Origin of the sequence: Sphingomonas sp. Sph1(2015) (genome assembly GCF_001970915.1) — a bacterium.
Lineage (GTDB): Bacteria > Pseudomonadota > Alphaproteobacteria > Sphingomonadales > Sphingomonadaceae > Sphingomonas > Sphingomonas parapaucimobilis.
The window spans coordinates 50,852-74,201 of the sequence record NZ_MQUI01000016.1 but is presented as its reverse complement, the minus strand read 5'-3'; the positions used below and the strand labels follow the sequence as shown (position 1 = coordinate 74,201).

The 23,350-nt window shown below is 64.5% G+C and carries 21 protein-coding genes, 1 tRNA gene and 1 pseudogene; 11 read left to right on the top strand and 12 right to left on the bottom strand.

Going from position 1 to position 23,350, the window contains the following annotated elements:
• Positions 1-317: 317 nt before the first annotated feature.
• From BSZ14_RS08865 to BSZ14_RS08845, 5 genes are all read right to left on the bottom strand, one after another.
• On the bottom strand, positions 318-1,271 hold the full coding sequence (locus tag BSZ14_RS08865) for a hypothetical protein (protein ID WP_076710639.1): 954 nt from the start codon (positions 1,269-1,271) through the stop codon (positions 318-320).
• Between the two features lie 6 nt (positions 1,272-1,277).
• A complete protein-coding gene (locus BSZ14_RS08860; RefSeq protein WP_076710638.1) occupies positions 1,278-2,393 on the bottom strand; it encodes a DUF3696 domain-containing protein in 1,116 nt (371 codons plus the stop codon).
• On the bottom strand, positions 2,386-3,555 hold the full coding sequence (locus BSZ14_RS08855) for a DUF262 domain-containing protein (RefSeq protein WP_076710637.1): 1,170 nt from the start codon (positions 3,553-3,555) through the stop codon (positions 2,386-2,388). The genes BSZ14_RS08860 and BSZ14_RS08855 overlap by 8 nt, the downstream gene beginning before the upstream one ends.
• Positions 3,556-3,657: 102 nt before the next feature.
• Entirely contained in the window at positions 3,658-4,530 is an 873-nt protein-coding gene (locus tag BSZ14_RS08850) for a hypothetical protein (RefSeq protein ID WP_076710636.1), read from the bottom strand.
• On the bottom strand, positions 4,527-5,153 hold the full coding sequence (locus BSZ14_RS08845; protein ID WP_076710635.1) for a hypothetical protein: 627 nt from the start codon (positions 5,151-5,153) through the stop codon (positions 4,527-4,529). Before BSZ14_RS08845 ends, BSZ14_RS08850 begins: the two co-directional genes overlap by 4 nt.
• Before the next feature lie 770 nt (positions 5,154-5,923).
• Here BSZ14_RS08845 and BSZ14_RS20300 point away from each other — a divergent pair.
• A pseudogene (locus tag BSZ14_RS20300) lies at positions 5,924-6,991 on the top strand (recombinase family protein); the annotation flags it as partial.
• Positions 6,992-7,510: 519 nt separating this feature from the next.
• Here the strand turns inward: BSZ14_RS20300 and BSZ14_RS08825 are convergent.
• The 3 genes from BSZ14_RS08825 to BSZ14_RS08815 all read right to left on the bottom strand — a co-directional run bounded on the left by BSZ14_RS08825 (position 7,511) and on the right by BSZ14_RS08815 (position 9,463).
• A tRNA-Leu gene (locus tag BSZ14_RS08825) sits at positions 7,511-7,595 on the bottom strand.
• 57 nt (positions 7,596-7,652) lie between these two features.
• Positions 7,653-7,949, bottom strand: coding sequence for a hypothetical protein (locus tag BSZ14_RS08820; RefSeq protein WP_042490326.1), 297 nt, complete (start codon positions 7,947-7,949; stop codon positions 7,653-7,655).
• Positions 7,949-9,463, bottom strand: a complete 1,515-nt coding sequence (locus BSZ14_RS08815) for a YifB family Mg chelatase-like AAA ATPase (RefSeq protein WP_076710634.1) — start codon at positions 9,461-9,463, stop codon at positions 7,949-7,951. The genes BSZ14_RS08820 and BSZ14_RS08815 overlap by 1 nt, the downstream gene beginning before the upstream one ends.
• Before the next feature lie 195 nt (positions 9,464-9,658).
• Between BSZ14_RS08815 and rpmH the strand changes: the two genes are divergently transcribed.
• From rpmH to BSZ14_RS08780, 7 genes are all read left to right on the top strand, one after another.
• Entirely contained in the window at positions 9,659-9,793 is a 135-nt protein-coding gene (gene rpmH / locus BSZ14_RS08810; protein ID WP_042490346.1) for a 50S ribosomal protein L34, read from the top strand.
• Between the two features lie 59 nt (positions 9,794-9,852).
• Complete coding sequence (gene rnpA / locus BSZ14_RS08805; protein WP_445190539.1) at positions 9,853-10,239, top strand: ribonuclease P protein component; 387 nt, start codon at positions 9,853-9,855, stop codon at positions 10,237-10,239.
• 2 nt (positions 10,240-10,241) lie between these two features.
• Positions 10,242-10,454, top strand: coding sequence for a membrane protein insertion efficiency factor YidD (yidD, locus tag BSZ14_RS08800; protein WP_206744336.1), 213 nt, complete (start codon positions 10,242-10,244; stop codon positions 10,452-10,454).
• An 18-nt stretch (positions 10,455-10,472) separates the two neighbouring features.
• Entirely contained in the window at positions 10,473-12,173 is a 1,701-nt protein-coding gene (gene yidC / locus BSZ14_RS08795; protein ID WP_076710632.1) for a membrane protein insertase YidC, read from the top strand.
• Positions 12,170-12,844, top strand: coding sequence for a ribosome biogenesis GTP-binding protein YihA/YsxC (gene yihA / locus BSZ14_RS08790; RefSeq protein ID WP_042490318.1), 675 nt, complete (start codon positions 12,170-12,172; stop codon positions 12,842-12,844). Before yidC ends, yihA begins: the two co-directional genes overlap by 4 nt.
• Before the next feature lie 330 nt (positions 12,845-13,174).
• The gene (locus BSZ14_RS08785) at positions 13,175-16,228 is read left to right on the top strand and encodes a TonB-dependent receptor plug domain-containing protein (RefSeq protein ID WP_076710631.1); all 3,054 of its coding nucleotides are present in this window, start codon (positions 13,175-13,177) and stop codon (positions 16,226-16,228) included.
• A gap of 100 nt (positions 16,229-16,328) precedes the next feature.
• Positions 16,329-16,991 carry a glutathione S-transferase family protein gene (locus BSZ14_RS08780; RefSeq protein ID WP_076710630.1) on the top strand — a complete coding sequence of 221 codons (663 nt, stop codon included), beginning with the start codon at positions 16,329-16,331 and terminating at the stop codon, positions 16,989-16,991.
• A gap of 104 nt (positions 16,992-17,095) precedes the next feature.
• On the opposite strand, the gene BSZ14_RS19625 is transcribed toward BSZ14_RS08780, so the two are convergent.
• Positions 17,096-17,266: a hypothetical protein gene (locus tag BSZ14_RS19625; protein ID WP_158069193.1), complete on the bottom strand. Its 171-nt coding sequence runs from the start codon at positions 17,264-17,266 to the stop codon at positions 17,096-17,098.
• A 111-nt stretch (positions 17,267-17,377) separates the two neighbouring features.
• Between BSZ14_RS19625 and dapE the strand changes: the two genes are divergently transcribed.
• Entirely contained in the window at positions 17,378-18,493 is a 1,116-nt protein-coding gene (gene dapE / locus BSZ14_RS08775) for a succinyl-diaminopimelate desuccinylase (protein ID WP_076710647.1), read from the top strand.
• On the opposite strand, the gene BSZ14_RS08770 is transcribed toward dapE, so the two are convergent.
• From BSZ14_RS08770 to BSZ14_RS08760, 3 genes are read right to left on the bottom strand one after another with little or no spacing between them, the layout of a single operon-like run.
• Positions 18,471-18,998, bottom strand: coding sequence for a Smr/MutS family protein (locus BSZ14_RS08770; protein WP_076710629.1), 528 nt, complete (start codon positions 18,996-18,998; stop codon positions 18,471-18,473). The two genes, dapE and BSZ14_RS08770, sit on opposite strands and share 23 nt — an antisense overlap.
• 25 nt (positions 18,999-19,023) lie before the next feature.
• The gene (locus BSZ14_RS08765) at positions 19,024-20,382 is read right to left on the bottom strand and encodes a murein transglycosylase A (RefSeq protein ID WP_083748183.1); all 1,359 of its coding nucleotides are present in this window, start codon (positions 20,380-20,382) and stop codon (positions 19,024-19,026) included.
• Positions 20,383-20,408: 26 nt separating this feature from the next.
• Positions 20,409-21,062: a Tim44/TimA family putative adaptor protein gene (locus BSZ14_RS08760; RefSeq protein WP_274533649.1), complete on the bottom strand. Its 654-nt coding sequence runs from the start codon at positions 21,060-21,062 to the stop codon at positions 20,409-20,411.
• Positions 21,063-21,248: 186 nt separating this feature from the next.
• Between BSZ14_RS08760 and secB the strand changes: the two genes are divergently transcribed.
• The gene (gene secB, locus BSZ14_RS08755) at positions 21,249-21,755 is read left to right on the top strand and encodes a protein-export chaperone SecB (protein ID WP_042490310.1); all 507 of its coding nucleotides are present in this window, start codon (positions 21,249-21,251) and stop codon (positions 21,753-21,755) included.
• Between the two features lie 13 nt (positions 21,756-21,768).
• Positions 21,769-23,346, top strand: coding sequence for a murein biosynthesis integral membrane protein MurJ (gene murJ, locus BSZ14_RS08750; protein ID WP_076710627.1), 1,578 nt, complete (start codon positions 21,769-21,771; stop codon positions 23,344-23,346).
• The last annotated feature ends 4 nt before the right edge of the window (positions 23,347-23,350 follow it).

Genomic DNA, 23,350 nt, shown 5'->3' with positions numbered 1-23,350 from the left:
CGAACCGGCCTCGTGCCAGTATCGTCACATGACATCGTCATGGCTGTAGGCCTTGCTGCTATCCAGAAAGGCCAATCCGTCCCCGGTTATGCCGCCATCAGCAAGGTGACCGCGCAACAGCGCTTACGTTCAGCCTAAGCATGCTCGATCCTAAAATCTGCCGTTCGTACATTTCGCTTCAAGCAAGAGTTGGATCTCTCAAAAAAATCGAGGATCTTGCTAGACGCCGATTAGCACTGGTTGCCAACGACGGAAGCGCGGGGCGAGAGCGACAGCCCGATGCTTCTTATCAACTGAGCTTGAGCCTGCCTCCAGCGTCAGCCAATGCCGAGCTTGCGGCCGACATGCCCGACTAAAGCGTGACGATGCGGTTCGCTCTCGACGATAAAGTGCACGCGCCCCTCAATGGGCGCGAGATCGGTATGGTCACTGAAGGTGCGCTCGACGCCATCGGCATCGTTGAACCTGACGAGATGCATACGCCGGCGGCTTTCGGGCCTGACATTGAAGGGAAACATCGGATGCGCCGTCTGCGCGACGCGCCACGTCGCGATCGCTTGGTCGAGCCCCGACAACTTGATCCAGACTTGATCGAACAACGGGTCGCCGGTGAGGATTTCTTCAATTTGCGCGCGCGTCCTCGGAATGAATTCAAGATTGGGCAAGAGCTCGGCCCGGTGAGTCCAGAGATCGGCGCCATTACGGATCGGCGGCCGTAGATCGTCGCGCAGGCCGGCTTCGTGCGCTGCGACGTCGTCGGCGGCACTCGCATTGCGAGCGATAACCAAGGATTCGGCAATGTCACCATTGGCATCGAGTTCAAGCAGATTGAGCGCCAGTTCGCGAGACTGCCAGAGCGCGTCGGAGGCAAGGCTGACGCCGAGACCTTTGAGCAGATGGGCAAGGCCGAGCGCCTTGGCTGGGCTACCGGCCGAGATTGGAGCAGCGGCTGGCATCCTGTATTCAAAGCCCTCATGATCCGGGCCATCGGCCTCCGCCAGCGCCCGACCGAGCGGTGCGCGATTGTTGAGCGTCTTTAGGTACTGGCTCTCTTCGACGCATTCTCCGTCATTTCGGATTGTTGCGATCGTAAGGCCGGGACCGAGCACCAGTTCGTTGAGCGGCTGATCGCAATTCAAGATTAGACGATCGTCTATGCTGCGCGCTGCGCGAATCGTTTTGACCATCGCTTTGAGGTAGGCAATCGATTCTGCGCGCGGCACGCCGCCGACCGGCGCTGACAGGTCATTAAGGAAGAGCTGGAGCGGCATTGCGGCTTAATCGAGTAACCGGTCCAAGCTCTTCTCCCATTGGTCGAAGAAGCCGGCGGGCCAATAGGACAATCGACCCTCCGAACTCAACGCGGGAGTTTCGTAGCTGCTCGCTTCGCCGGGATTGCGCGTGAAGAAATGCAACTTGGCTTGGCGCGGCGCGAGCAAGCCCTCCTTCACAGCGAGGCGAACGCCGTTGAGCACGTGGTCGCTATGGCTTTCGATGATCACCTGCACGTTGTTGGCGGCTGTTAGCGCAAGCAATCGTCCGATCGACGCCTGTCCACGCGGATGGAGCTGAGCCTCAGGATTTTCGACAACCAGCAGCGTGTTGGGCGTTGCGGCGAGGCAGGCGACGACGACGGGAAGCGCGTGGGTGAGACCGAAACCCACATTGGTCGGGCGCAGCGGCTCACCGTACGCGGCGCCCTCGCCCTTGTAGGAGAAAACCAGACGAACGAGATCGGTCATCGGGACCGGGACCGGTTCCACCCGAACGCCTGGACTGAATTCCTGCATCCAGGCGTTGACCTGCGCGATGAGGCTGCCTGCGCGCTGCTCGTGGGGCGACCGGACGATCTCCGCAGTGGTGATCTGCTCGCCGAACTCGAGTAGGAAGTGTGCGGTATACTCGCCTTGGGGGCCAAGAAAGCGGTGTTGACGAACCGAGTTCTGCGATTTCGGGGAAGTCACCGACGGCGTGATCCGATCAGCCCGCAGGAACTGGAAGCCTTGAGCGAAGACGTCGAGCAGCGGAAAGTCGCCCGGAGCTGGCTTTGCGGAGCAGGTGAGCACGTCAGCATCGGGATCGGCCGCTGCCTGCCAGCGGTAGGAGACGGACTGACCCTGCCTCGTCTCGCCGAGCGAGATAGCTATCTCGGCGGCGTCAAAGCCTTGGTACAGGACGTCGCGACCGGTGCCGATGTCGACCAGCTCGCCATTAAGCGCGAGATCACCATTTAGCAGAAAATTCCCGTAAAACGATTGCCGCAGCACGCCTATCGCCTGCAGGACGGTGCTCTTGCCACTGCCGTTGAGCCCTGACAGGAGAGTTAAGTTGCCAAGGCTTAGTTCGATGTCGTCGAACGCCTTGAAATTTTCAAGACCGATATAATCAAGCATTAGCGAGAACCCCAGTGATTAGCTCGCTGATTGCGGAAAAGCGCCGATTGACCTTTCGGATATCGCCCGTGCCCTGCGAGATTGCGCTCTCGAATGAGCGGTCATGGCAGAGCGCCATGAAACCCTCCCGAAGCACCTCGGCCCGCTGCCCGAGGATCGCGAGCTGCGCGTGGGTGAGCCGCGCCAGATTAACCGAGAGCGCTTCAAAGACGGCTTTGTTGATCGGCAGCCGGCCGGCCTCCTTGTCGAACCGTTTACGGAAGGCGTCGCGGCCGAAAATTTTATAGGCGTTCTCCATCGCGCTGACGAAGTTGAACTGCATGACCGCGAGGTCATTGTCGTCGGTTTCGTTGATCTTCTTCATGGCCGTGATCAAGAAGCCGTCCATGTCCGGCTGTTTGTAGCTTTCAAGTCCGAGTAGGTAGAATGCGGCGAAGCGCAGCACGAGTTCGCGGTCATCCATGCGAATGGGCTGAACGCTACCATCGGTAGCGCGGACGAACGAGGGCAGGCTTGCCCAGGTCTCCAGAAGATCGCGCGCCTTGCCCGGGGTGATGGCGTGCCGCAGTTCCTGCGCAGACAGTGCCATACCGCCGGTATTGATTCGGGCGAAGATGTTAAATTTGACTTCGGGTGGCGTGCCCTTGCGGATCAAGTGAATGATCAGCTCGGTTTCGCGGAGCCGCATCTTGAGCCGCGAACTGAGCCCCTCGAAGTCCGCGCCCTCATAATCGTGGAGGTATTCGAGCCCAGTAAGGATGAGTGGCTGACCCCCGATGATCTGAGGCTTGATGAAGCGAGCAATCGTAGAAAGCCGCTGAATCCCGTCGACGATTTCCCAACGTTCGTCTTCATCCTCAGCAGCGTACAGGACTGGCAAAGGGATTCGAAGCAACAATGACTCGATCAGGCGGCTTTGGCGCCGCGCGTCCCACACGCCCCAGCGTCGCTGAAAGTCAGGCTGAAGATCGATCATCTCTGATTCGGTGCGAGACAAAAGAAGGTCGACCGTCATCGACCGTGTGACGACGTCGATGTCGTCCGGATCGAACGGTTCGGCGATCTTTTCCCCTTCGTCCGAGGATGATTGTTCGACTTCAACGCCAGTGGCGTAGCCCAACATATCAAGTTTCTCGACGATCGCCGACGCTCCCTCCATCATTCGATCCTAAACACCTCTCAAGCTCCGGTCGGGCTCACCATATGCGATCACGAGAGAAAGGGCTACGCGGCGCACTACTGCCGCGATTTTCGACGAACGCGCTCACGCCAACCCTCCATCTTCAAGCGTCGGCGCCGTGGCTCTCGCGATCTCGCGCGAAAGATCATGGAGAAACTGCGTCGACGGGCCGACCACGAGATCGGCGTCCGGTGCGGTCTCCAACCAGCGATGCATGCCAACCAGGGTCGCAAGCAACGGCCAGTCGATCAGCGAGCCTCGAAACACCATCTCCGGCCAAGCGTCTTTATCGTCCCGGAGCGTCTCGATATATCCCTCATAATCGAGCAGGCTCCCCATCAGGAGCGACTGGTCCATCTGCCCTGTCCGCTTAAAGTCTCGGGCGAACCGCACCATCGGGGACAGGCGCGCGAACCAGTCGATCGTCGGTACTCGGTACTCGGGATCAAAATCGGCGGCGAGCCCATGGATCTCGTCGAGAAACCTTGGCGATGCGAATGCCGCTGGAATGATGAGCTCGGCCAGCCTCTGCCGCTCGGTGATCGAATGATCTGACAGATCGATCGACACATAGCTGCGTGGCTCGGAAACGTTGATAGTGACCTCGTCCTCGAACAGCGTGACGCTGAGCGTTCCTGCAATTGTACCGAGCGTTGCAGAGAATAGGGTCTGCATCAGCGTTTTTCGCGGCGGCGGACCGCCGATCCGCGACGCGGCGGCCGCGAATTGCAATCCCTCAGTTACCCGTCCGGTGGCAAATGCCAGTCCTGCAGCATCCCCGAGCTTGTAGACAAGATCGGTCGGCTCCCACGCATTGCGGTTGATCGGACCGCCCGGGAGATTTCGCACGATAACCGCGAGGATGACCGAAACTGTCGAGACGCGCAGATTATCGGCAAAGGACAGCGCCGCCTCAATGGTCTCGTCTGACCAGTTTTCTGTGCCGGTTAATCTCATAGCGAACCGATCACGTTCGACACGGCATCAGGCGCCACGAAATCGGGGTTGGCGAACACGCTGTCACCGCCGGTCCAACTCGCATCGAGTGGATCGCCCTGCGCATCGACCTTCATGACCCAGGCGATCTGGCGGCGCGGCACATAGAGCTTGGCCGTTACCTCGCCCTGATAATGATATTTGTGGAAGCCTGAGAACAGCTTCAGGTCGCGAACATCCTCGGCGAGCCCCGGGATGTCGGCGGCGGGCTTGGGTGTGGTGACCACCCAGAGGCGGAAGACGAACCCCGGCGTCGTCCCGCCTCGGGTCGCGAAGTTGAGTGCCGTACCAAGCGCCGGAAGCACAAGCGCCGGCTTTCCCCGACCCTGATACTCTACGCATCCCGCGCCAAGCGAAATGTAGGGCGTCGTCGCTGACACCTTTTTGTACGCATTCACATGATCGTCGAGCGCGGTCGCCGACAAGGCACTCTGCGACGCTCCTTGAGCGGTGGTTAACGCGGTGCCGCCATTGGCCAAGATCCAGTTGCTGAAGATGCCGGTGTCGTTGACGAGCCGCTCGGCCATCGCATCGCTAAAGGTCGCGCTTTCTGCGACCCCCTTGAAACACCAATTGATCAGCATGTCTCACCCCTGCTCGCAAGATGGCACTCATTCCTGGAGTTCCGCAACCCGTCGCCGCAACCGAAATGAAGCGGTTGAAGCACGCTCACACATACATCAGCACGACTAGGCGGATGATCTCCGGTGAGGAGTTCCGCGCGAGCACAAATGCGCCAGTCCGTTTCGCTCTTTCTATTTGGCGCCCCGGGGTGATCCGCCGAGTAGTGATGACGTAAGTCCGGTTTCATAAATATCACGCAAGAAGCAGACAGTCAGCAGCCGGCCTAGTGGCGGCCGCCGCACGAGGGCGATTCAGCAAACGCTGAATGTCGGCTCGCGGCAAGACCTGCCATACAGGCCGGAACCCAGGAATGACAGCTTTGTCCCACTTCTCGCCATTCCTTCCATCGCTGCTCGAGGCGACGGGTGAAGATGAATGGACGTCTGAAATTGGGGAGCGTGAACCGACCGCTGAATGTGGTGTTGTGGGTCTGCTTTACTTCAATAAAATCGTACCGTTTGGACGTCGTACACGGACGCGAGCGAAGGCAGTTTTTGGCTGGCTGAGTTGACGCTTGGAATTCCGCGATCCGCCATCGCTAGCGGATGGCAGGCGAAAGTGATCACGAACAACAGGAGGTAGCAAACGTCGAGGCGCAGCTTCGAGGCTGCCTCGACGTGCCGTCCTGGCTTGGCCAACCCGCCGTCACCCGGCGGGAATGCATGCTCGTGCTCGACGCACTCGCCAGTGAGTTCGATTTGCTGTTCGAACACAAATAGGGACAGGAAAAATGGCAAAAGCTGCCCGCAGCCGGACCAGGGCTTTCGCGTATATGCGCCTGTCGGTCGACAAGGAGGGCGGTACGCCTCAGAGCATCGACGCCCAGCGCAGCGCTATTCAGGCCTACGCGGCCAAGCATGACATCATGATCGTTGAGGAGTTTGCCGACGCTGGCCGTAGCGGCCAGACCGACAAGCGCCCTGAATTTCAACGGCTGGTGCAAAAGGCCACCGCGCCCGATCATCCTGTGAATCTGGTCCTGATGTTCATATTCAGCCGTATGGCCAGAAACATGCGGTTGTTCTTTGATGTAGTGGGAAGGCTGGAGGACGCAGGTGTCGAGGTCCGGTCGATCACGCAGGATTTCGGCCGGGGTCGCGGTCAGCGGATCGCCCGGACGATAACCGCGATGATGGACGAGGAGCAGGCGCGCGATTCGGCGATCCTCACCCGGAAGAGCCGCAGGGAGAATGCCCGGCAAGGCTTTGACAATGGCGGTCCGGTGCCGTTTGGCTACCAAACCTATGTTGCCCGGCAGGACGGCGAGAAGGAACGGCGAAAGCTGGCGATCGTCGAAGCCGAAGCGGCGATCGTACGCCAGATTTTCGATTGGGCCGACATCGGACGCGGCGGGCGCTGGATCGTAAAGCAGTTGAACGAAGCGGGGCGAACCCTCCGAGGTGCGAGGTTCGCCAACAGCAATGTTGCCGGCATTCTGGCTCGCGAGGTCTATACCGGCGTCTATCACGATCGTACTGCCGACGACGATGGGATCACCCCGGACGTGGAAGATGCTATCGCGGTCACCTGTCCCCCGATCATCGCTCGGGATCAGTTCGATCGCGTGGCCGCCATGCGGGCAACACGCAATCCCAGGCGAATGGCGCCGCATGTCGCCGCCGGCACCACGCTACTCACCGGCGTCGCCCGCTGCGGTATGCCCGGCTGTTCAAGCGGTATGACGATCCGCACCGGAAAAGGTGGCCGCTATACCTACTACGTCTGCAACGACCGGGTGAACCGTGGCGGCGCCTGTGCCTGTCCGAGTATCCGGCGCGAAAAGCTGGATAGCCTGGTTCTGGATGCGATCGAGGCGAGATTGCTGGGGAGAGACCGGTTGCGCACATTGCTCGCTGGCGTTCTCGATGTCTCACAAAGTCGACAGGCGGAACGTGAGGCGGACCTTGCCCGAAGCCGTTCGGAGCGGACGCGGCTCAACACTGCGATCAATAATCTGCTGATCCTGATCGAAGAAGGGACGATGAGCGCGCGAGATCCGGCGTTTGTCGAGCGCATGGCGACAAACCGGGCGGCACTGGCGGCGGTATCAAGCCGGATCGATGTGCTGGAAGCGCAACTGGCGAAGGGCAAGCGCAGGATCGACGAACAAACGATCGACCGTTTCGGCGACATGCTTCGTAAGAAAATGCGAAGCGACGACAGTTCGCTCCGTTCGTCCTACCTCAGGATGTTCGTCTCGAACGTCAGCGTGTCGGACCATGAGATAGTCATTTCGGGCCCTGTTTCGAGCCTGGAAAATGGTGTCTCTGTCGGACTTCCCGTCAAAGAGGGCGCGGCGCCCATCTTTGACCGGGAGTGGTGCCCCTGGCCGGACTCGAACCAGCATGCCTTGCGGCGTTCGATTTTGAGTCGAATGCGTCTACCAATTTCGCCACAGGGGCAGCGAAGCCGCGCTGCTAGACGAGGGTGACGGCGTACGCAAGCGCCGATTGCCGGGATCAGGGGCAATCGTGGGTGGCGACGCAAACGAAGACCACCAGAGTATAGAGCAGGACCAAGATGAGGGCGGTCAGGTAAAGCGGCAGGATCAGCGCCTTCGCGCGGGTGCGCAGAGGCAGCATCGACAGGCCGATGAGGCCGGGAACGGTCGCCAGCGCGGCCAGACCATAGAAGAGTGGCGGACCGCGGACGCCGGACGCCACGGGATCGGACCAGAGGATGGCCAGCCATGTCAGGGGCGGCCCACACACCATCAACAGGATCGGAGTGATCCAGCGCATTGCCTTGCGCGCCATCAATTGACCGGCGGCCGCTGGCGATAGCCGAGCGCTTCGGCGACATGGATGCGCCCGACCTGATCCGCGCCCGCCAGATCGGCGATGGTCCGCGCGACGCGCAGGACGCGGGTATAGCCGCGCGCGGTCAGGCGCATTCGCTCGGCCGCCTCGACCAGCAGGGCGCGGCCCGGCTCGTCCGGCGTGGCGAAGCGTTCCAGCCATGGGCCGTCGGCCTCGGCATTGGTGCGCACCGTCACGGCGGCATCGCGATAGCGTTCGGTTTGACGCGCGCGTGCCGCCGCCACCCGCGCGCCGACCGTCGCCGATGATTCGGCGGCGGCGGATGAAAAGAGATCGACCGCGCGAACCGGCTGGACCTCGACGGACAAATCGATCCGGTCGAGCAGCGGCCCGGAAATCTTGGCCTGATAATCCGCCGCACAGCGCGGCGCGCGGGCACAGGCGAGCGCGGCGTCGCCCAGATGGCCGCAGCGGCACGGGTTCATCGCCGCGACCAGCTGTACGCGTGCCGGAAAGGTCACATGCGCATTGGCCCGCGCGATGCTGACCGTGCCGGTTTCCAGCGGCTGGCGCAGCGAATCGAGCACCGCACGCTGGAACTCGGGCAGTTCGTCGAGGAACAACACGCCCAGATGCGCCAGACTCACCTCGCCCGGCCGGGCCTTCAACCCGCCGCCGGTCAGCGCGGCCATCGAGGCGGAGTGATGCGGCGCACGGAAGGGCCGCGTCCGGGTCAGCCGTCCACCCGCCAGCGTTCCCGCAACGGACTGGACCATCGAGACTTCCAGCGCCTCGGCGGCATCGAGCGGCGGCAGGATGCCGGGCAGGCACGCGGCCATCAGCGACTTGCCCGACCCCGGAGGACCACTCATCAGCAGGTTATGCCCTCCGGCCGCCGCGATCTCCAGCGCCCGGCGGGCATTTTCCTGTCCCTTCACCTGCGACAGGTCGGGACCAGCCACGCCCTCTTCCACCAGTCCGCCCTCGGCGGTCGGCAGGACGGAATGGCCCTTCAGATTGTTGATGAGCGAGAGCAGGTCGGGTGCGGCGATCACCGCGCCACCGCCTGCCCAGCTCGCTTCCGCCCCTTGCGCGGCGGGACAGATCAGGCCCTTGTCGAGCGATCCGGCATGGAGCGCGGCCAGCAGCACGCCGGGCGACGGCCCGATCCGCCCGTCCAGCGCGAGTTCGCCGACCACGACATGATCGGCGAGCAGTTCGGCATCGACCACCCCCATCGCCGCCAGCAGCGCCAGCGCGATGGGAAGGTCGAAATGCGATCCTTCCTTGGGCAGGTCGGCGGGCGACAGGTTCACCGCGATCCGCTTGGGCGGCAGGGCCAGGCCCATGGCGGCGATGGCGGCGCGCACCCGCTCCCTGCTCTCCCCCACCGCCTTGTCGGCCAGCCCGACCAGATTGAAGGCGGGCAGCCCGGCGATCAGCTGGACCTGCACCTCGACGGCACGCGCCTCCAGCCCCAGATAGGCCACCGTGGACACGATCGTCGCCATCAAATCCCCCTGTACGGGCGCTCCCCTGCCCGCTTATGCTTCCTGCAAAGGATATGGCCCGACCGCAAGGGGCAGAGGGCTACGCAGGAGTGCGCACAGCGGATTGACTTGAAAGCCCGCTTTGCGTAAGCGGCTTGCCACCAAGGCCGTCCTCGTGGCGGCCGTTTTTATTCAGACGTATCCAAGGAATGAACGATGAAGCGTACCTTTCAGCCGAGCAATCTGGTGCGCGCTCGCCGTCACGGCTTCCGTTCGCGGATGGCCACGCCGGGCGGCCGTGCCGTGATCCGCGCGCGTCGTGCACGCGGCCGCAAGAAGCTGTCGGCGTAATCACGACACTGACCCGCCGCCGCGATTTCCTCGCGGCCAATGGCGGGCGACGCGTGGCGATGCCCGGCTTCGTGCTGCAGGTTCGCCCGCGGGATGACGGTGACGCGGCGATTCGCGTCGGCTTCACCGTCACCAAAAAGATCGGAAACGCGGTCGTTCGCAACCGGATGAAACGCCGGTTGCGGGCGCTCGCGCGCGATCTGTTGCCGGAAAAGGGAATAGCGGGCGCCGACCATGTCCTGATCGGACGGCAGGGCGGGATCGAGCGCGACTATGCCGCGCTCACCGCCGAGCTGGCCAAGGCGCTGACCCGCGCCGCCTCACCCGACACCGGCGGCCAGGACAGGCCCCGCGAACCGCGCGTGCATCATGGCCGAGGCAAGGGGCGCACCCCCCGTGGCGGCGCACACCGCCAGCCCGCACCGTCGAATCAAGAGCCTGCGTGACCCTGTTCGCGCGGGCCTTGATTCTCATCGCGCGGGGCTGGCAACTCGGCCCTTCGCTGATTTTGCCGCCCACTTGTCGCTATCAACCTTCCTGTTCGGCCTATGCAATACAGGCCATTGGCCGCTATGGCGCGGGCAAAGGGGGCTGGTTGGCGCTCAAGCGCATTGCGCGGTGCCATCCCTGGGGCGGGCACGGACCCGACCCGGTCCCCTGACACTAACGGGGTTTCCACGTGAACCAAGACCGCAAGAATTTCGTCGTGTTCGCGGTGATCGCGGCGCTGATCCTGTTCGGATGGCCGCTCATCCAGAGCAAGTTCTTCCCGAGCAATCCGCCCGCGACCAAGATCGTCGACGGCAAGCAGGTCCCGGTGACCAACAGCACGGCCAACCCGACCGCCACGACGCCGACCGCGATTCGCGACCGCAGGGTCGTGCTGGCCGAAACCCCGCGCGTGGCGATCGACACGCCGCGCCTGAAGGGTTCGATCAACCTGAAGGGCGCTCGGATCGATGACCTCGTCCTGCTCGACTATAAGCAGACGGTCGACAAGAACTCCCCGCCGATCCGCCTGCTGTCGCCGGCGGGTGCCGAAGGTGCCTATTTCGCGGGCTTCGGCTGGCGCACCGACGGGCTGAACCCGCCCGCCGCCGATACCGTCTGGACCGCCAGCGCGCCCGTGCTGCGCCCCGGCCAGCCGGTCACGCTGACCGCCGCCAACGCCACCGGCCAGCAGTTCCGTATCGTCCTGTCGGTCGACAAGGATTACATGTTCACCGTCCAGCAGACGGTGGCGAACGGCGGGAACGCGGCGGTGCCGGTCGCGGCCTATGGTTATGTGAACCGCGGCATCTCGGCCGATCCCGACACCTGGACGATCCATGTCGGCCCGATGTCGGTCAACAACGGCTCGGCCAATTACGGCCCGAACTGGAAGGACCTGGACAAGGCCCCGACCCGCTTCACCACCACCGGCGGCTGGCTGGGCTTCACCGACAAATATTGGCTGGCGACGCTGATCCCCGATCAGGCCAAGGCGTTCGACGGCCAGTTCCGTGCAGGCGCGGGCCAGACCTATCAGGCCGATTATACGCTCCAGCCGCAGACGCTCGCGCCGGGCAAGCAGATCACCCAGACCACGCGCTTCTTCGCGGGTGCCAAGGAAGTCGCGCTACTCGACCGCTATACCGACAAGGAAGGCGCGACGAAGCTCGATTACGCGCTGGACTGGGGTTATCTGCGCGTCATCGAAAAGCCGATCTTCTATTATCTCGACTGGCTGTTCAAACTCGTCGGCAATTTCGGCGTCGCGATCATCCTGCTGACCGTCACGATCCGCGCGCTGATGTTCCCGATCGCCCAGCGCCAGTTCGCCTCGATGGCGGCGATGCGCGCGGTGCAGCCCAAGATGAAGGCGCTGCAGGAACGCTACAAGGACGATAAGGTCCGGATGCAGCAGGAGGTCATGGCCCTCTACAAGCAGGAGAAGGTCAATCCGCTGGCGGGCTGTCTGCCGACGCTGATCCAGATTCCGATCTTCTATTCGCTCTACAAGGTGCTGATGCTGACGATCGAAATGCGTCACCAGCATTTCGTGCTGTGGATCAAGGATCTGTCCGCGCCCGACCCGCTGACCCCGGTCAACCTGTTCGGCCTGCTGCCCTTCGTGCCGCCGCACTTCATCGCGATCGGCGTCGTGCCGATCCTGCTGGGCATCTCGATGTACTTCCAGTTCAAGATGAACCCGCAGCCGATGGACGACGCGCAGAAGCAGGTCTTCGCGATCCTGCCCTGGGTGCTGATGTTCGTGATGGCCCCGTTCGCGGTCGGCCTTCAGGTCTACTGGATCACGACCAACTGCATCTCGATCCTCCAGCAGCGCCTGCTCTATGCCCGCCATCCGGGCCTGAAGCAGCCGGTCGTCAAGAAGTGAGCGAGCTTCCCACCCCTGCCCCCACCGAGAAGCCGGAAGGTTTCTCGGAGGAGCTGGTCGAGTCGGCGCGCAAGCTGTTCGCCGGGCCGGTCACCTTCCTGAAGTCCGCGCCCGCGCTGAAATTCCTGCCCGATCCCGTGGTGCCGGAAGTCGCGGTCGCCGGGCGGTCGAACGTCGGCAAGTCGTCGCTGCTCAACGCGCTGACCAACCGCAACGGGCTGGCGCGCACCTCGAACACGCCGGGCCGGACGCAGGAGCTGAACTTCTTCGACGTCGGCACGCCCCCCCTGCTGCGCCTTGTCGACATGCCGGGCTATGGCTTTGCCAAGGCGCCCAAGGACATGGTGAAGCAGTGGCGCTTCCTGGTGAACGATTTCCTGCGCGGACGTCAGGCCTTGAAGCGCGCGCTGGTGCTGATCGACTCGCGTCACGGCATCAAGGAAGTCGATCGCGAGATCCTGGAGATGCTCGACCGTGCGGCGGTCAGCTACCGCATCGTCCTGACCAAGGCGGACAAGGTGAAGGCGACCGAACTCGCCGATGTCATCGCCCGCACCGAGGTCGAGGCGCGCAAGCGCGCCGCCGCGCACCCCGACATTCTCGCCACGTCGAGCGAGGGCGGCATGGGGATTCCTGAACTGCGTGCGGCCGTGCTGGAAGCCATTGGCTGAGCAACCCAGCCGGGGGCTCGGCCGTGATGCGCCGGGTCCCCGCCTTCCCCGATTCGCGGGATAACGCGTCTCCCAATTATGACAGCTTATTGAGGAACCCGCGCAAATTCCGTAGGTTCTGGCATCTCGCAACCCCCGTTGCGGCGAAGGCACGCCTGTGTCGTTCGCCCTGTTTGCATATGTGACAGATTTATCGCCCATCAACCGACGCTGTTGCATAAAAGTCGCGTCGCTTCATAAATGTCAGCAAACATGACGCTTTTGTTGACGTCCCGACATGCTCGGGAATAGCCCCATGAATACAAGTAGATAAATTGGGGAAAGCGTATCATGTCCCGGAATATCCGTTCGCGCGCGCTGCGCGACGTCAGCGCCGTTGCGTTGCTCACTCTCCTCGCGACCCCGGTCGCGGCCCAGACCCTGCCCCCGACGGCACCCGAAAACGCCACCGCGCCGGATAGCACCGCGCAGACCGCCCCCGCAGACCAGAGCGCAGCGAGCGGCCAGGACGTGGTCGTCACCGGCTCGCGGATCGCGCGTCCCGAGTTCGAGACGCTGCAACCGACCCAGGTCGTCGGCGCGGCGCAGATCGCCAATCGCGGCTATACCAATGTCGGCCAGGTGCTGAGCGAAATCCCGGCCTTCGGTCCTCCGGGCAATAGCGGCGTCGGCGCACAGTCGTCCTTCGGCCCGGCCCAGACCTTTGTCGACTTTTTCGGTCTCGGCACGCAGCGCACGCTGGTGCTGGTCAATGGCCGCCGCTTCGTGTCGTCCAACACCGCCAGCATCTTCGGCCCCGTATCGGCCGGTACGCAGGTCGACCTGAACAACATCCCGACCAGCCTGGTCGAGCGGGTCGAGACCGTCGCCATCGGCGGCGCGCCGATCTATGGTTCGGACGCGATCGCGGGCACCGTCAACATCATCCTGAAGCGCAATTTCGAGGGGCTTCAGCTCCAGGCGCAGGCAGGCGTGTCGCAAAAGGGTGACGCCCCCGACCAGCGGCTCAGCCTGCTGGCCGGCAAGAACTTCGCCGACGGGCGCGGCAACATCACCTTTTCGGGCGAGTATAACCGCGTCACCGGCCTGACCGCCGCCGACCGCGACATCACCGCCGCCGGTTACTTCTTCGGCACCCCCGCCACCGCGGGCGCGTTCCAGCGGGTCCTCTATCCGAACCAGCGCTACAGCGCGTTCACCATCGGCGGCGTGCCGTTCAGCGCAGACGACTTCCTCGCCAGCCGCTCGGGCATCCGCAATGCCGCTGGCCAGTTGCTGCAGTTCGGCGCGAACGGCACGCTGACCCCGCTCGACCTCGGCACGCCGATGCGCCAGGGCTATATCAGCAGCGGCGGCAACGGTTACAACCTGCCGCTCCAGTCGAACCTGCTGACCACCTCCGAACGCTATATCGCCAGCGCGCAGGCCAGCTATCAGTTCAGCGACCGCATCCGCTTCTTCGGCGAGGCATGGTATGTCCGCAGCAAGGGCACGAACCTGATCGACCAGCCGAACTACAACACCGCGCTGTTCGACGATGCCGGGCGGCCGGACGGCAACCTGCTGCTCAGCCTCGACAACCCGTATCTGTCGGCCACCGACCGCGCGACTATCGCGGCCAACCTGCCCGCCGGTCAGAACCAGTTCTATCTGGGCCGCGCGCTCGCCGACCTGACCACGGGCCGCGCCGAAGCCACGGTCGAGACGTATCGTTTCGTCGGCGGCTTCGACGGCACGGTGCCGCTGCTCGGTCGCGACTTCAAGTGGGAGGCTTCGGCCGTCTATGGCAAGTCGATCACCAATGGCCGCAACTTCGAGCTGATCCAGCAGAATTTCGCCAACGCCATCGACGCGGTGCGCGACGCTTCGGGCAACATCACCTGCCGTCCGGGCGTGGTGAACGCGACCATCCCGTCGATCGGCGGCGGTGCATGCGCCCCGCTCAACATCTTCGGCATCGGCCAGGCCAGCCAGGCGGCGCGCGATTACATCTTTACCGTCGCCACGCCGCGTTCGGCCAATGAGCAGCTGGTGTTCAACGCCAATATCAACGGCCCCGTCTTCCAGCTGTTCGGCAACGACGTGTCGCTGTCGCTGGGTTACGAGCATCGCGAGGAAAAGACGCAATTCGATCCGGGCGCCTATTATTATGGCGAACCGCAGGCGGATGGCAGCCGCGTGCAATATGGTCGTATCATCCCGATCGATCCCATTCGTGGCAAGTTCCACACCAATGAAGTGTTCGGCGAAGTCGTCGTGCCGTTCGTGTCCAGCAAGAACGAGCTGAGCTGGCTCAAGACGCTCGAATTCGACGGCGCGGCGCGTTATGTCGACAACTCGCTGTCGGGCGGCGACGTGACCTGGACAGCGGGCGGCCGTGTCGGCTTCTTCCAGGGGCTGACCTTCCGCGGCAACTTCACCCGCTCGATCCGTTCGCCCGCCATCACCGAGGTGTTCAATCCGACGTCGCGGGCGTTCAACTCCGGCCTCGATCCGTGCGACGCACGCTATGTCGGCAATGGCCCCAACCCCGCGACGCGTCGTGCCAATTGCGTCGCGGCCGGGATCAATCCTGCGACGTTCGATTCGAATTTCAGCAACTTCACCATTCCGGTGACGGTCGCGGGCAACCCCGATCTGCGCAACGAAAAGGCCAATAGCTGGACCGTCGGCGCCATCGCGCAGCCGCGCTTCATCCCCGGCCTGTCGGTCGCGGTCGACTGGGTCAATATCAAGCTGAACGATGCCATCCGCTCGCTGGACGGCACCGACATCCTGAATGCGTGCTATGATTCGAGCAACTATCCCAACCAGTTCTGCGGGCTGTTCACGCGCGGTGCCGATGGCCAGCTGACCACGATCCGCCAGGGCTATTACAACGCCGCGTCCTATGAGATGGCCGGTTTGCAATCGACCATTGCGTACCGCCTGCCGCTCAGCCGCGTCGGACTGGAGAACGCCGGTACGGTCGGCCTGTCGGTCAACTATTTCTACCGCGACAAGCTGCAGACCCAGGTGGGTGTGGGCGACATCAACCATGACGCGGGCGAAATCGGCTATCCGCGCCATTCGGGCACCGCGAACCTGACCTATGAAGGCGACACCTTCAACATCCTGTTCCAGGGTCAGTATACCGGCAAGGTGAAGTTCAATCTGGACGAAGCCCCCAATGCCCGCAACATCAGCGGCCTGACCGACTGGGTGGTGTTCAACACCACGGTGGGCGTGAAGGTGAACGACCAGTTCAACCTGCGCTTCATCGTCGACAATGTCTTCAACGCGACGGCCCCCTTCCCCGCCACGGCGGTGGCAGGCGGCACCCAGCCCTATTTCTCGGGGTTGATCGGTCGCTTCTTCCGCGTGGCGGCCACCGCCCGCTTCTGATCCGGCGTTCGTCGGAAACAAAAAGGCCCGTCCGGGTTCCCCGGGCGGGCCTTTTTTTGTTCGGTTGCGGCGGCCCGGCGGGGCGGTTACCCCTTGGTCCATGAAGCTCATCATCGGCAACAAGGCCTATTCCTCCTGGTCCCTGCGCGGCTGGCTTGCCTGTCGGCAGTCGGGACTTCCCTTTGAGGAGGTGGTCGTGCCGCTCTACGACGCGGACTGGGACAAGCGCCGCGAGGGGGCGGAGTTTGCGCCGTCATCGGGCAAGGTGCCGATCCTGTGGGATGGCGAGGCGGTCGTCTGGGACAGTCTGGCGATCATCGACTTCCTGGCCGACAAGGTCGGACGCGACCGTTTCTGGCCCGAGGACGAGGCCGCGCGCGCCATGGCGCGGTCGATGGCGGCGGAGATGCACGCCAGCTTCGTGGCGCTGCGTCGCAAGCACAGCATGAACATCCGCCAGGTCTATCCCGCCCGGATGCCCGATGACGATGTGATCGTCGATCTGAAGCGGATGATGGAGCTGTGGGCGCAGGCGCGGGCGCGCTTCGGCGGCGACGGCGATTTCCTGTTCGGGGAATTCGGCGCGGCGGACATCATGTTCGCGCCGGTGGTGACGCGGATCGTCACCTACCAGCTGCCCGTGGCGCGCTTTGCCATGCCCTATATGGACGCAGTGCTTCGCCATCCCTTCATGCAGGACTGGATCGCCGCCGCGCAGGAAGAGGAATGGATCATCGAACGGTTCGAGCAGCCGGTGGGGTGAGGGTTTTCCCTTGGCCTTCGACTTCGCTCAGGCTGAACGGGTTTCAGTACCGACCTCCGTTCAGCCTGAGCGAAGTCGAAGGCCACGCCCCTCCCCCGCCAAACCTACCGAGCAGCCGGGGGAACGTCGTTCAGCGGTGCCCGCTGCTCAGCCGCCGGTTCGGCCACCCGCGACGTAAAGGTATAGACCAGCACCCCGGCGATCCCCAGCGCGATCAGCAGCCAGAGCAGCAGTCGCTTTCCGGCCTTGTGGCCGTTGGGATCGGGATCGTTCATCACATCACTCCTGTTACGCAGGGGCTGGAACGATGCCGGGCGGGATCGGCTCCGTAAGCGTCGTCAATCGCATGATTGCCGTTCGCGCGTACGCTGCCTATGCCGCGCGGCATGACCGACGCCCTCACCCTTGCCCAGGCCCTGATCCGCAGCGACAGCGTCACGCCCGCGCGTGGCTCCGTATTCGACGTGCTGGAGGCCGCGCTGGTGCCGCTGGGCTTTGCCGTCGATCGCTTCACCATCGGCGAGGAACCTGACGGCCCGGTCGAGAACCTGCTGGCGACACGCGGCGGAACGGGCACGCATCTGGCCTTTGCGGGCCATGTCGATGTCGTGCCCGCCGGTGACGGCTGGCAGGGTTCGCCCTTTTCCGGCGAGGTACGCGATGGTCTGCTCTTCGGACGCGGTGCGGTGGACATGAAGGGCGCGGTCGCCGCCTTCGTCGCCGCCATCCCGGTGGAGCCGACCATTCCCCTGTCGCTGATCATCACCGGCGACGAGGAAGGCCCGGCCATCTATGGCACCCGCGCGCTGATCGACCGGATGGCGGAACTTGGGCTGACCCCCGACCTGTGCCTGGTCGGAGAACCGACCTCGGCGCAGCGGCTGGGCGACATGATGAAGATCGGGCGGCGCGGCTCGGTCAATATCTGGATCACCGTGCCGGGGCGGCAGGGTCACGTCGCCTATCCCCACCTCGCCGAAAATCCGATCACGCCGTTGGTCGCGATGCTGGCCGAGATCGAGGGGATAACGCTCGACACCGGCAATGCCTGGTTCCAGCCGTCCAATATCGAGATCACCGACCTGCATGTCGGCAACCCCGCAACCAACGTCATTCCGGGCGCAGCGCAGGCGCGGCTTTCGATCCGCTTCAACGACGAACAGAGCGGTGCGGCGCTGGTCGAGCGGATCACCGCCATCGCCCGTGCCCATGCCCCCGCCGCGCAGGTGACGGGCCGCATCTCGGGCGAGGCGTTCCTGACCCAGCCGGGTGCCTTCTCTGCGATGATCGCCGACGCCATCCGCGCCGAGACGGGGATCGAACCCGAGCTATCGACCACCGGCGGCACCTCGGACGCGCGTTTCCTGTCGAAACTGTGCCCGACGGTCGAGTTCGGATTACTCAACGCGACGATGCACAAGGTGGACGAAGCGGTGGCGGTCGACGACCTCCATACGCTGACCCGCATCTATGCGGGTGTCATCGCTCGCGCGGGCGCCTGAACACGATATAGAGCGCGCCCTGCCCGCCATGGCGCGGATGGGCGTTGCGGATCGCCGCGATCGCATCGGCATGGCGCGACGCGCCCAGCCAGTCGCTGATCGCCGCGCGGATCGCGCCGCGTGCATGGGGACGCTCGCTCTCGGGACGTGGCGGCTTGCCGGTCACCAGCAGCAGCACCCGGTCGCCGCGCGCGATCGCCCGGCCAAGCCCCTGGTCGAGCAACGCATGGGCCGAGGCCAGCGTGTGGCCATGCAGGTCGAGCGAACTGTCGGGCATCACGCTGCCCCGCGACAGCCGCTTGTCCCAGCCGCCGTCGAGCGTCTCGCCCGGCCCCTTCTTGGGTGCAGGCGGCGGCGCCGCGGGCTGGCGAAGCGGGGGCACACGACCCTTCACCCGCACCTTGGGCGCGCCGGGCGTTTCCTGGAACACGGCCTCCATGGTCGGCGGTGGCGGCGCGGGCCGGGCGGGCACGATAGCGGCGCGCAACGGGCGCACCGTTTCCATCACCCGCGCCCAGAGATGCGCCTCGTCAGGGTTGAGGGATCGCACCGACCGTCCCGACAGGCGCCGCAATCCCGGCTCGCGCCAACGTTCCGACCGGCAGCAGCAGGAAGGCCGTGCCCCGCGCCGACATGCCACCCGCCACCGCCCGCGCCGTATCGCCCGCCCCCCAGAAGGTGTCGAAGCGGTTCGCGCCCTTGATCGCGCCGCCGGTATCCTGCGCCACCCACAGCCCGGTCGCGTCCTGCCGGTCCATCGACAGGAAGACGGGCGCGCCCAGCGGCACGAATTTGGGATCCGCCGCCGCGCTGACCTGCCCCGTCACCGCATAGCCCATCGCCCCCTGCGGCGCGCCGTTCAACTCGCGGAAGAAGACGAAGCTCTTATTCTCGCGCATGATCGCGCGGCCCTCTTCCGGGTGGTCGTGCAGCCAGGCGACGATCCCCTGCATCGAGGTCTGGCCCGGCCCCAGCAGCCCGCGCGCCTTCATCAGTGCGCCGATGCCCGTATAGTCGCGGCCATTCTGCGTATCATAGCCGATCCGCATGATCCCACCATCGGGCAGCCGCAGCCGCCCCGAACCCTGAATCTGGAGGAAGAACACCTCGACCGGGTCCGCGCCCCAGGCCAGGATCGGCGCGCGTCCCGCCAGCGATCCCTGCTCGATCGCGGTCCGATCGTCATAGGGAACCAGGTTGGTGCCCTGCACCTTGCCGCGTATCTTCTTGCCCTTCAGGTCGGTCGAGAAGGCGCCCAGATCGACATCGACCAGATCGCGTGGCCGGGCATAGATCGGCACATCGTAACCCGAACGCCGATCATGCGAGCCAGCAATTTCCGGCTCGTAATAGCCGGTCGCCAGCGAGCGGCCGTCGCCGACTTGCACCGCCTCGAAATAGCGCGCGAAGAAATCACGGGCACCCCCGCGCGGCACGACGGCAGCGGCCCGGCAGGCGGTCTGCCAGTCCGCACCCTGGGTCAGGCCGCTGGCATCGGTGCGCCGCATCAGTCCGGGGCAGGACAGCAGGAAAGCGGCCCGCGCCGCCTCGGCCTGTGGCTCGGTGATCGGCAGCGAGGCGACCGGCGGTCCGGCCAGCACACCGGCCTGCGCCGCCGTCGCTGCCCCGGGAACGGTCACGACGGGGGTGGCGGGCAGCGGGGTCGCCGCGATGATCCGCACCGGACCATCGGGCACGCGCGATACGCTGGGGCCGCTCGGCTGCACCGAGGAACCACCCGGCCGGGGGCGTGGTTGCGGTCTGGGCTGGGGCTGTGCTTCCCCGCGCGACGGATAGGGTGCCGATGCACCCGGCGGAACGATCCGCCCCGCACAGGCCGACAGGCTGACCGAAAGCGCGACCATGGCCGCGGCGCGATACCCCCTCATCGCAGAGCTTCCCCCGTCAGACCGGATCAGGCTTCGTCGGTGTCGACGAGCTTCCAGTTCGGATCGCCGCTCTTCAGCGTGCGGGCGAAGGTCCAGACATCGTGCGTCTCGACCGCATCGCTCAGCGAACCGGCGATGACATGGCCATCGGCATCGCGCGTGACGGCGGCGATATCGGCGTCGAAGCGGACCGTAATGCGCGCCTCGCGACCCTCGACCTGTGCATCCACGATCTTGGCGCTGTCGACCCGGATCAGGCGATTGTCGAGCGAATGGCCCGCCTCGCGCCGCTGCTCGATCGCCTCGGCAAAGGCGGCCAGCACGTCGCGTTCGACCAGATCGGCCAGCGCGTCCTCGTCACCCTTCCAAAAGGCTTCCAGCGTCATGCGATAGGCGGCCTGTGCGCCGTTCAGGAACTGCGCCACGTCGAAGCCGGCCTCGCCCGCGATCACCGCGCGCAGGCCCTGTTCGGCGCGCGGATCGATGTTGCGGTTGGCGACCGGCGCGGACGCCTGCGCCGCCTCGGTCGTGCGGGGCAGCGTCACGGGCAGCGGCCGGTCATCGGCACTGCGCGCCAGCGGCTGCTGCTCATGGCCGGTGCGCTTGCCCAGGACACTGTACAGCCGCAGTGCGAGGAAGAGCGCGACCATCGCGAGAAGAACGACGTAGAATAACAACACAGGCGCCTTTCACTATCGTGACCGATATAGGCGTACGAGCCGACAATGAAAACCCGGCCTTCCGACGAAGCGGGCAAGGTTGAAACCATGCCGACCCGCTGCTACGCGCAACGACTATATGGCCGAACGCGCGAACCCGCCCTTTCGGTTCCTTATCTCCCTTGATCTAACGCAAAGGTTTCGACGATGGACGAACAGGGTTTGCCGCAGGGCTTTGAAGCGCCGAACGGCGACGATGCCGGCCCCGCCGCCGGTATGATCTCGCAATATGTGAAGGACCTGTCGTTCGAGAACCCGAACGCGCCCGCCATCTATCAGGCGCAGACCGCGCCGGGCATCGACGTGCAGTTCAACATCTCGGCGGCGCAGGTCGGCGAGGAAGTCCATGAGCTGACCCTGAAGATCGAGGTTCGCGCCGAGTCCGAGGGCAAGACCGCCTTCATCGTCGACCTCAGCTATGCCGGTCTCTTCGGTTTCCGCAACGTGCCCGCCGACCAGATCCAGCCCTTCATGCTGGGTGAAGCGCCGCGCCTGCTCTTCCCCTTCGCCCGCCGCGTGCTGGCCGATGCGGTGCGCGACGGCGGCTTCCCGCCCCTGATGCTCGAGCCGATCGATTTCGCGCAGCTGTATCTGCAGCAGGCCGACGCCCAGGCGGGTGCGCAGCCGAACACCCCGGAAACCGGCCACGCCTGATCCGGACTGACAGATGAACCTGACCAAGGCGCTGGGCTCGGTCGGCGGGCTGACTCTGGCCAGCCGCGTGCTTGGTTTGGTTCGCGACTCGCTGTTCTTCCGCTTCGTGGGCGCGAACTTCGCCTCCGATGCCTTCCAGATCGCGTTTCGCCTGCCCAACATGTTCCGCGCCCTCTTTGCGGAGGGCGCCTTTTCCGCCGCCTTTATCCCAATGTTCAACCGCAAGGTGGCAGAGGGGGACAAGGCGGCGGATGGCTCGGGCCTGGCGCACGGCCTGGTCTTTGCCGAGAATGCACTGTCCGTCCTGTTGCCGGTCCTGATCGTCATGACAGCGCTGGTCGAGCTGGCCGCCTGGCCCGTCACCTGGGTCCAGACCTTCGGTTACGGCAAGGGAAGCTCAGCGCAGTTCGACTATATCGTCCTGCTCAACCGGCTGACCTTTCCCTATCTGCTGTTCATCAGCCTGGTGTCGCTCTTGGGCGGCATCCTCAATTCGCTGCACCGTTTCTGGGTCAATGCGGCAGCCCCCATCCTGCTCAACCTGACGCTGATCGTCGCCCTTCTGTTCTTCCACACCCACGAACCGATGGCGACCGCGCGCAACCAGGCGATCGCGGTCACGGTCGCGGGGATATTGCAATTCGTCTGGCTGTGGTGGGCGTGCCGCCGCGCGGGCGTTCGGCTCCGGCTGAAGCGGCCGGTCATCAACGATGACGTCAAGCGGCTGATGAAGCTGATCCTGCCCGCCGCCGCAGGGGCAGGCGCGGTGCAGATCAACCTCGTCATCTCGACCGCCCTCGCCGCGCGCTTCCTGCCAGCGGGGTCGGTATCCTATATCTATGCCGCCGACCGGCTGAACCAGCTGCCGCTGGGGCTGATCGGCATCGGGCTGGGCACCGTCCTCCTGCCTACCGTCTCGCGCCTGCTGGGGGCGGGCAAGGAGGTGGAGGCGATGGAGACGCAGAACCGGGGCATGGAGCTGGCGCTGCTGCTCACCCTGCCCGCCACCGTCGCGCTGGTCGTCTGCGGCCAGCCGATCGTCGCGGCACTGTTCCAGCATGGCAAGTTCAACGCGACCAACAGCTACTATACCGCACAGGCGCTGGCCGCCTTTTCGATCGGGCTGCCCAGCTATATCCTCGTGAAGGTGCTGACGCCGGGCTATTACGCCCGCACCGACACCCGGACGCCGGTGCGCTATGCGACCTGGTCGATGCTGGTCAATCTGGTGCTGAACCTGATCTTCATCTGGTGGCTGGGCCATATGGGGCCACCGCTGGCCACCGCCATCGCCTCGACGGTCAATGTCGTGCTGCTCTATCGCACGCTGGCCAAGCGCGGGCATTTCGTGGCCGATGCGCAGCTGCGGCGGCGCAGCTGGCGGATGCTGGTCGCCGCCCTGTTGATGGGCGGGGCGATGGCGCTGCTCAACGAACGGTTCCAGCCCTATGTGACCGGCACCAACCTCGAGCGCTGGGGCGCGCTCATCGTGCTGGTCGCGACGGGGATGCTGGTCTATGCGGTCGCCACCTTCGCGACGGGCGCCTTCCGTCTCGGAGACATCAAGCGGCTCGTTCGCCGCAACAGTTGAGGAC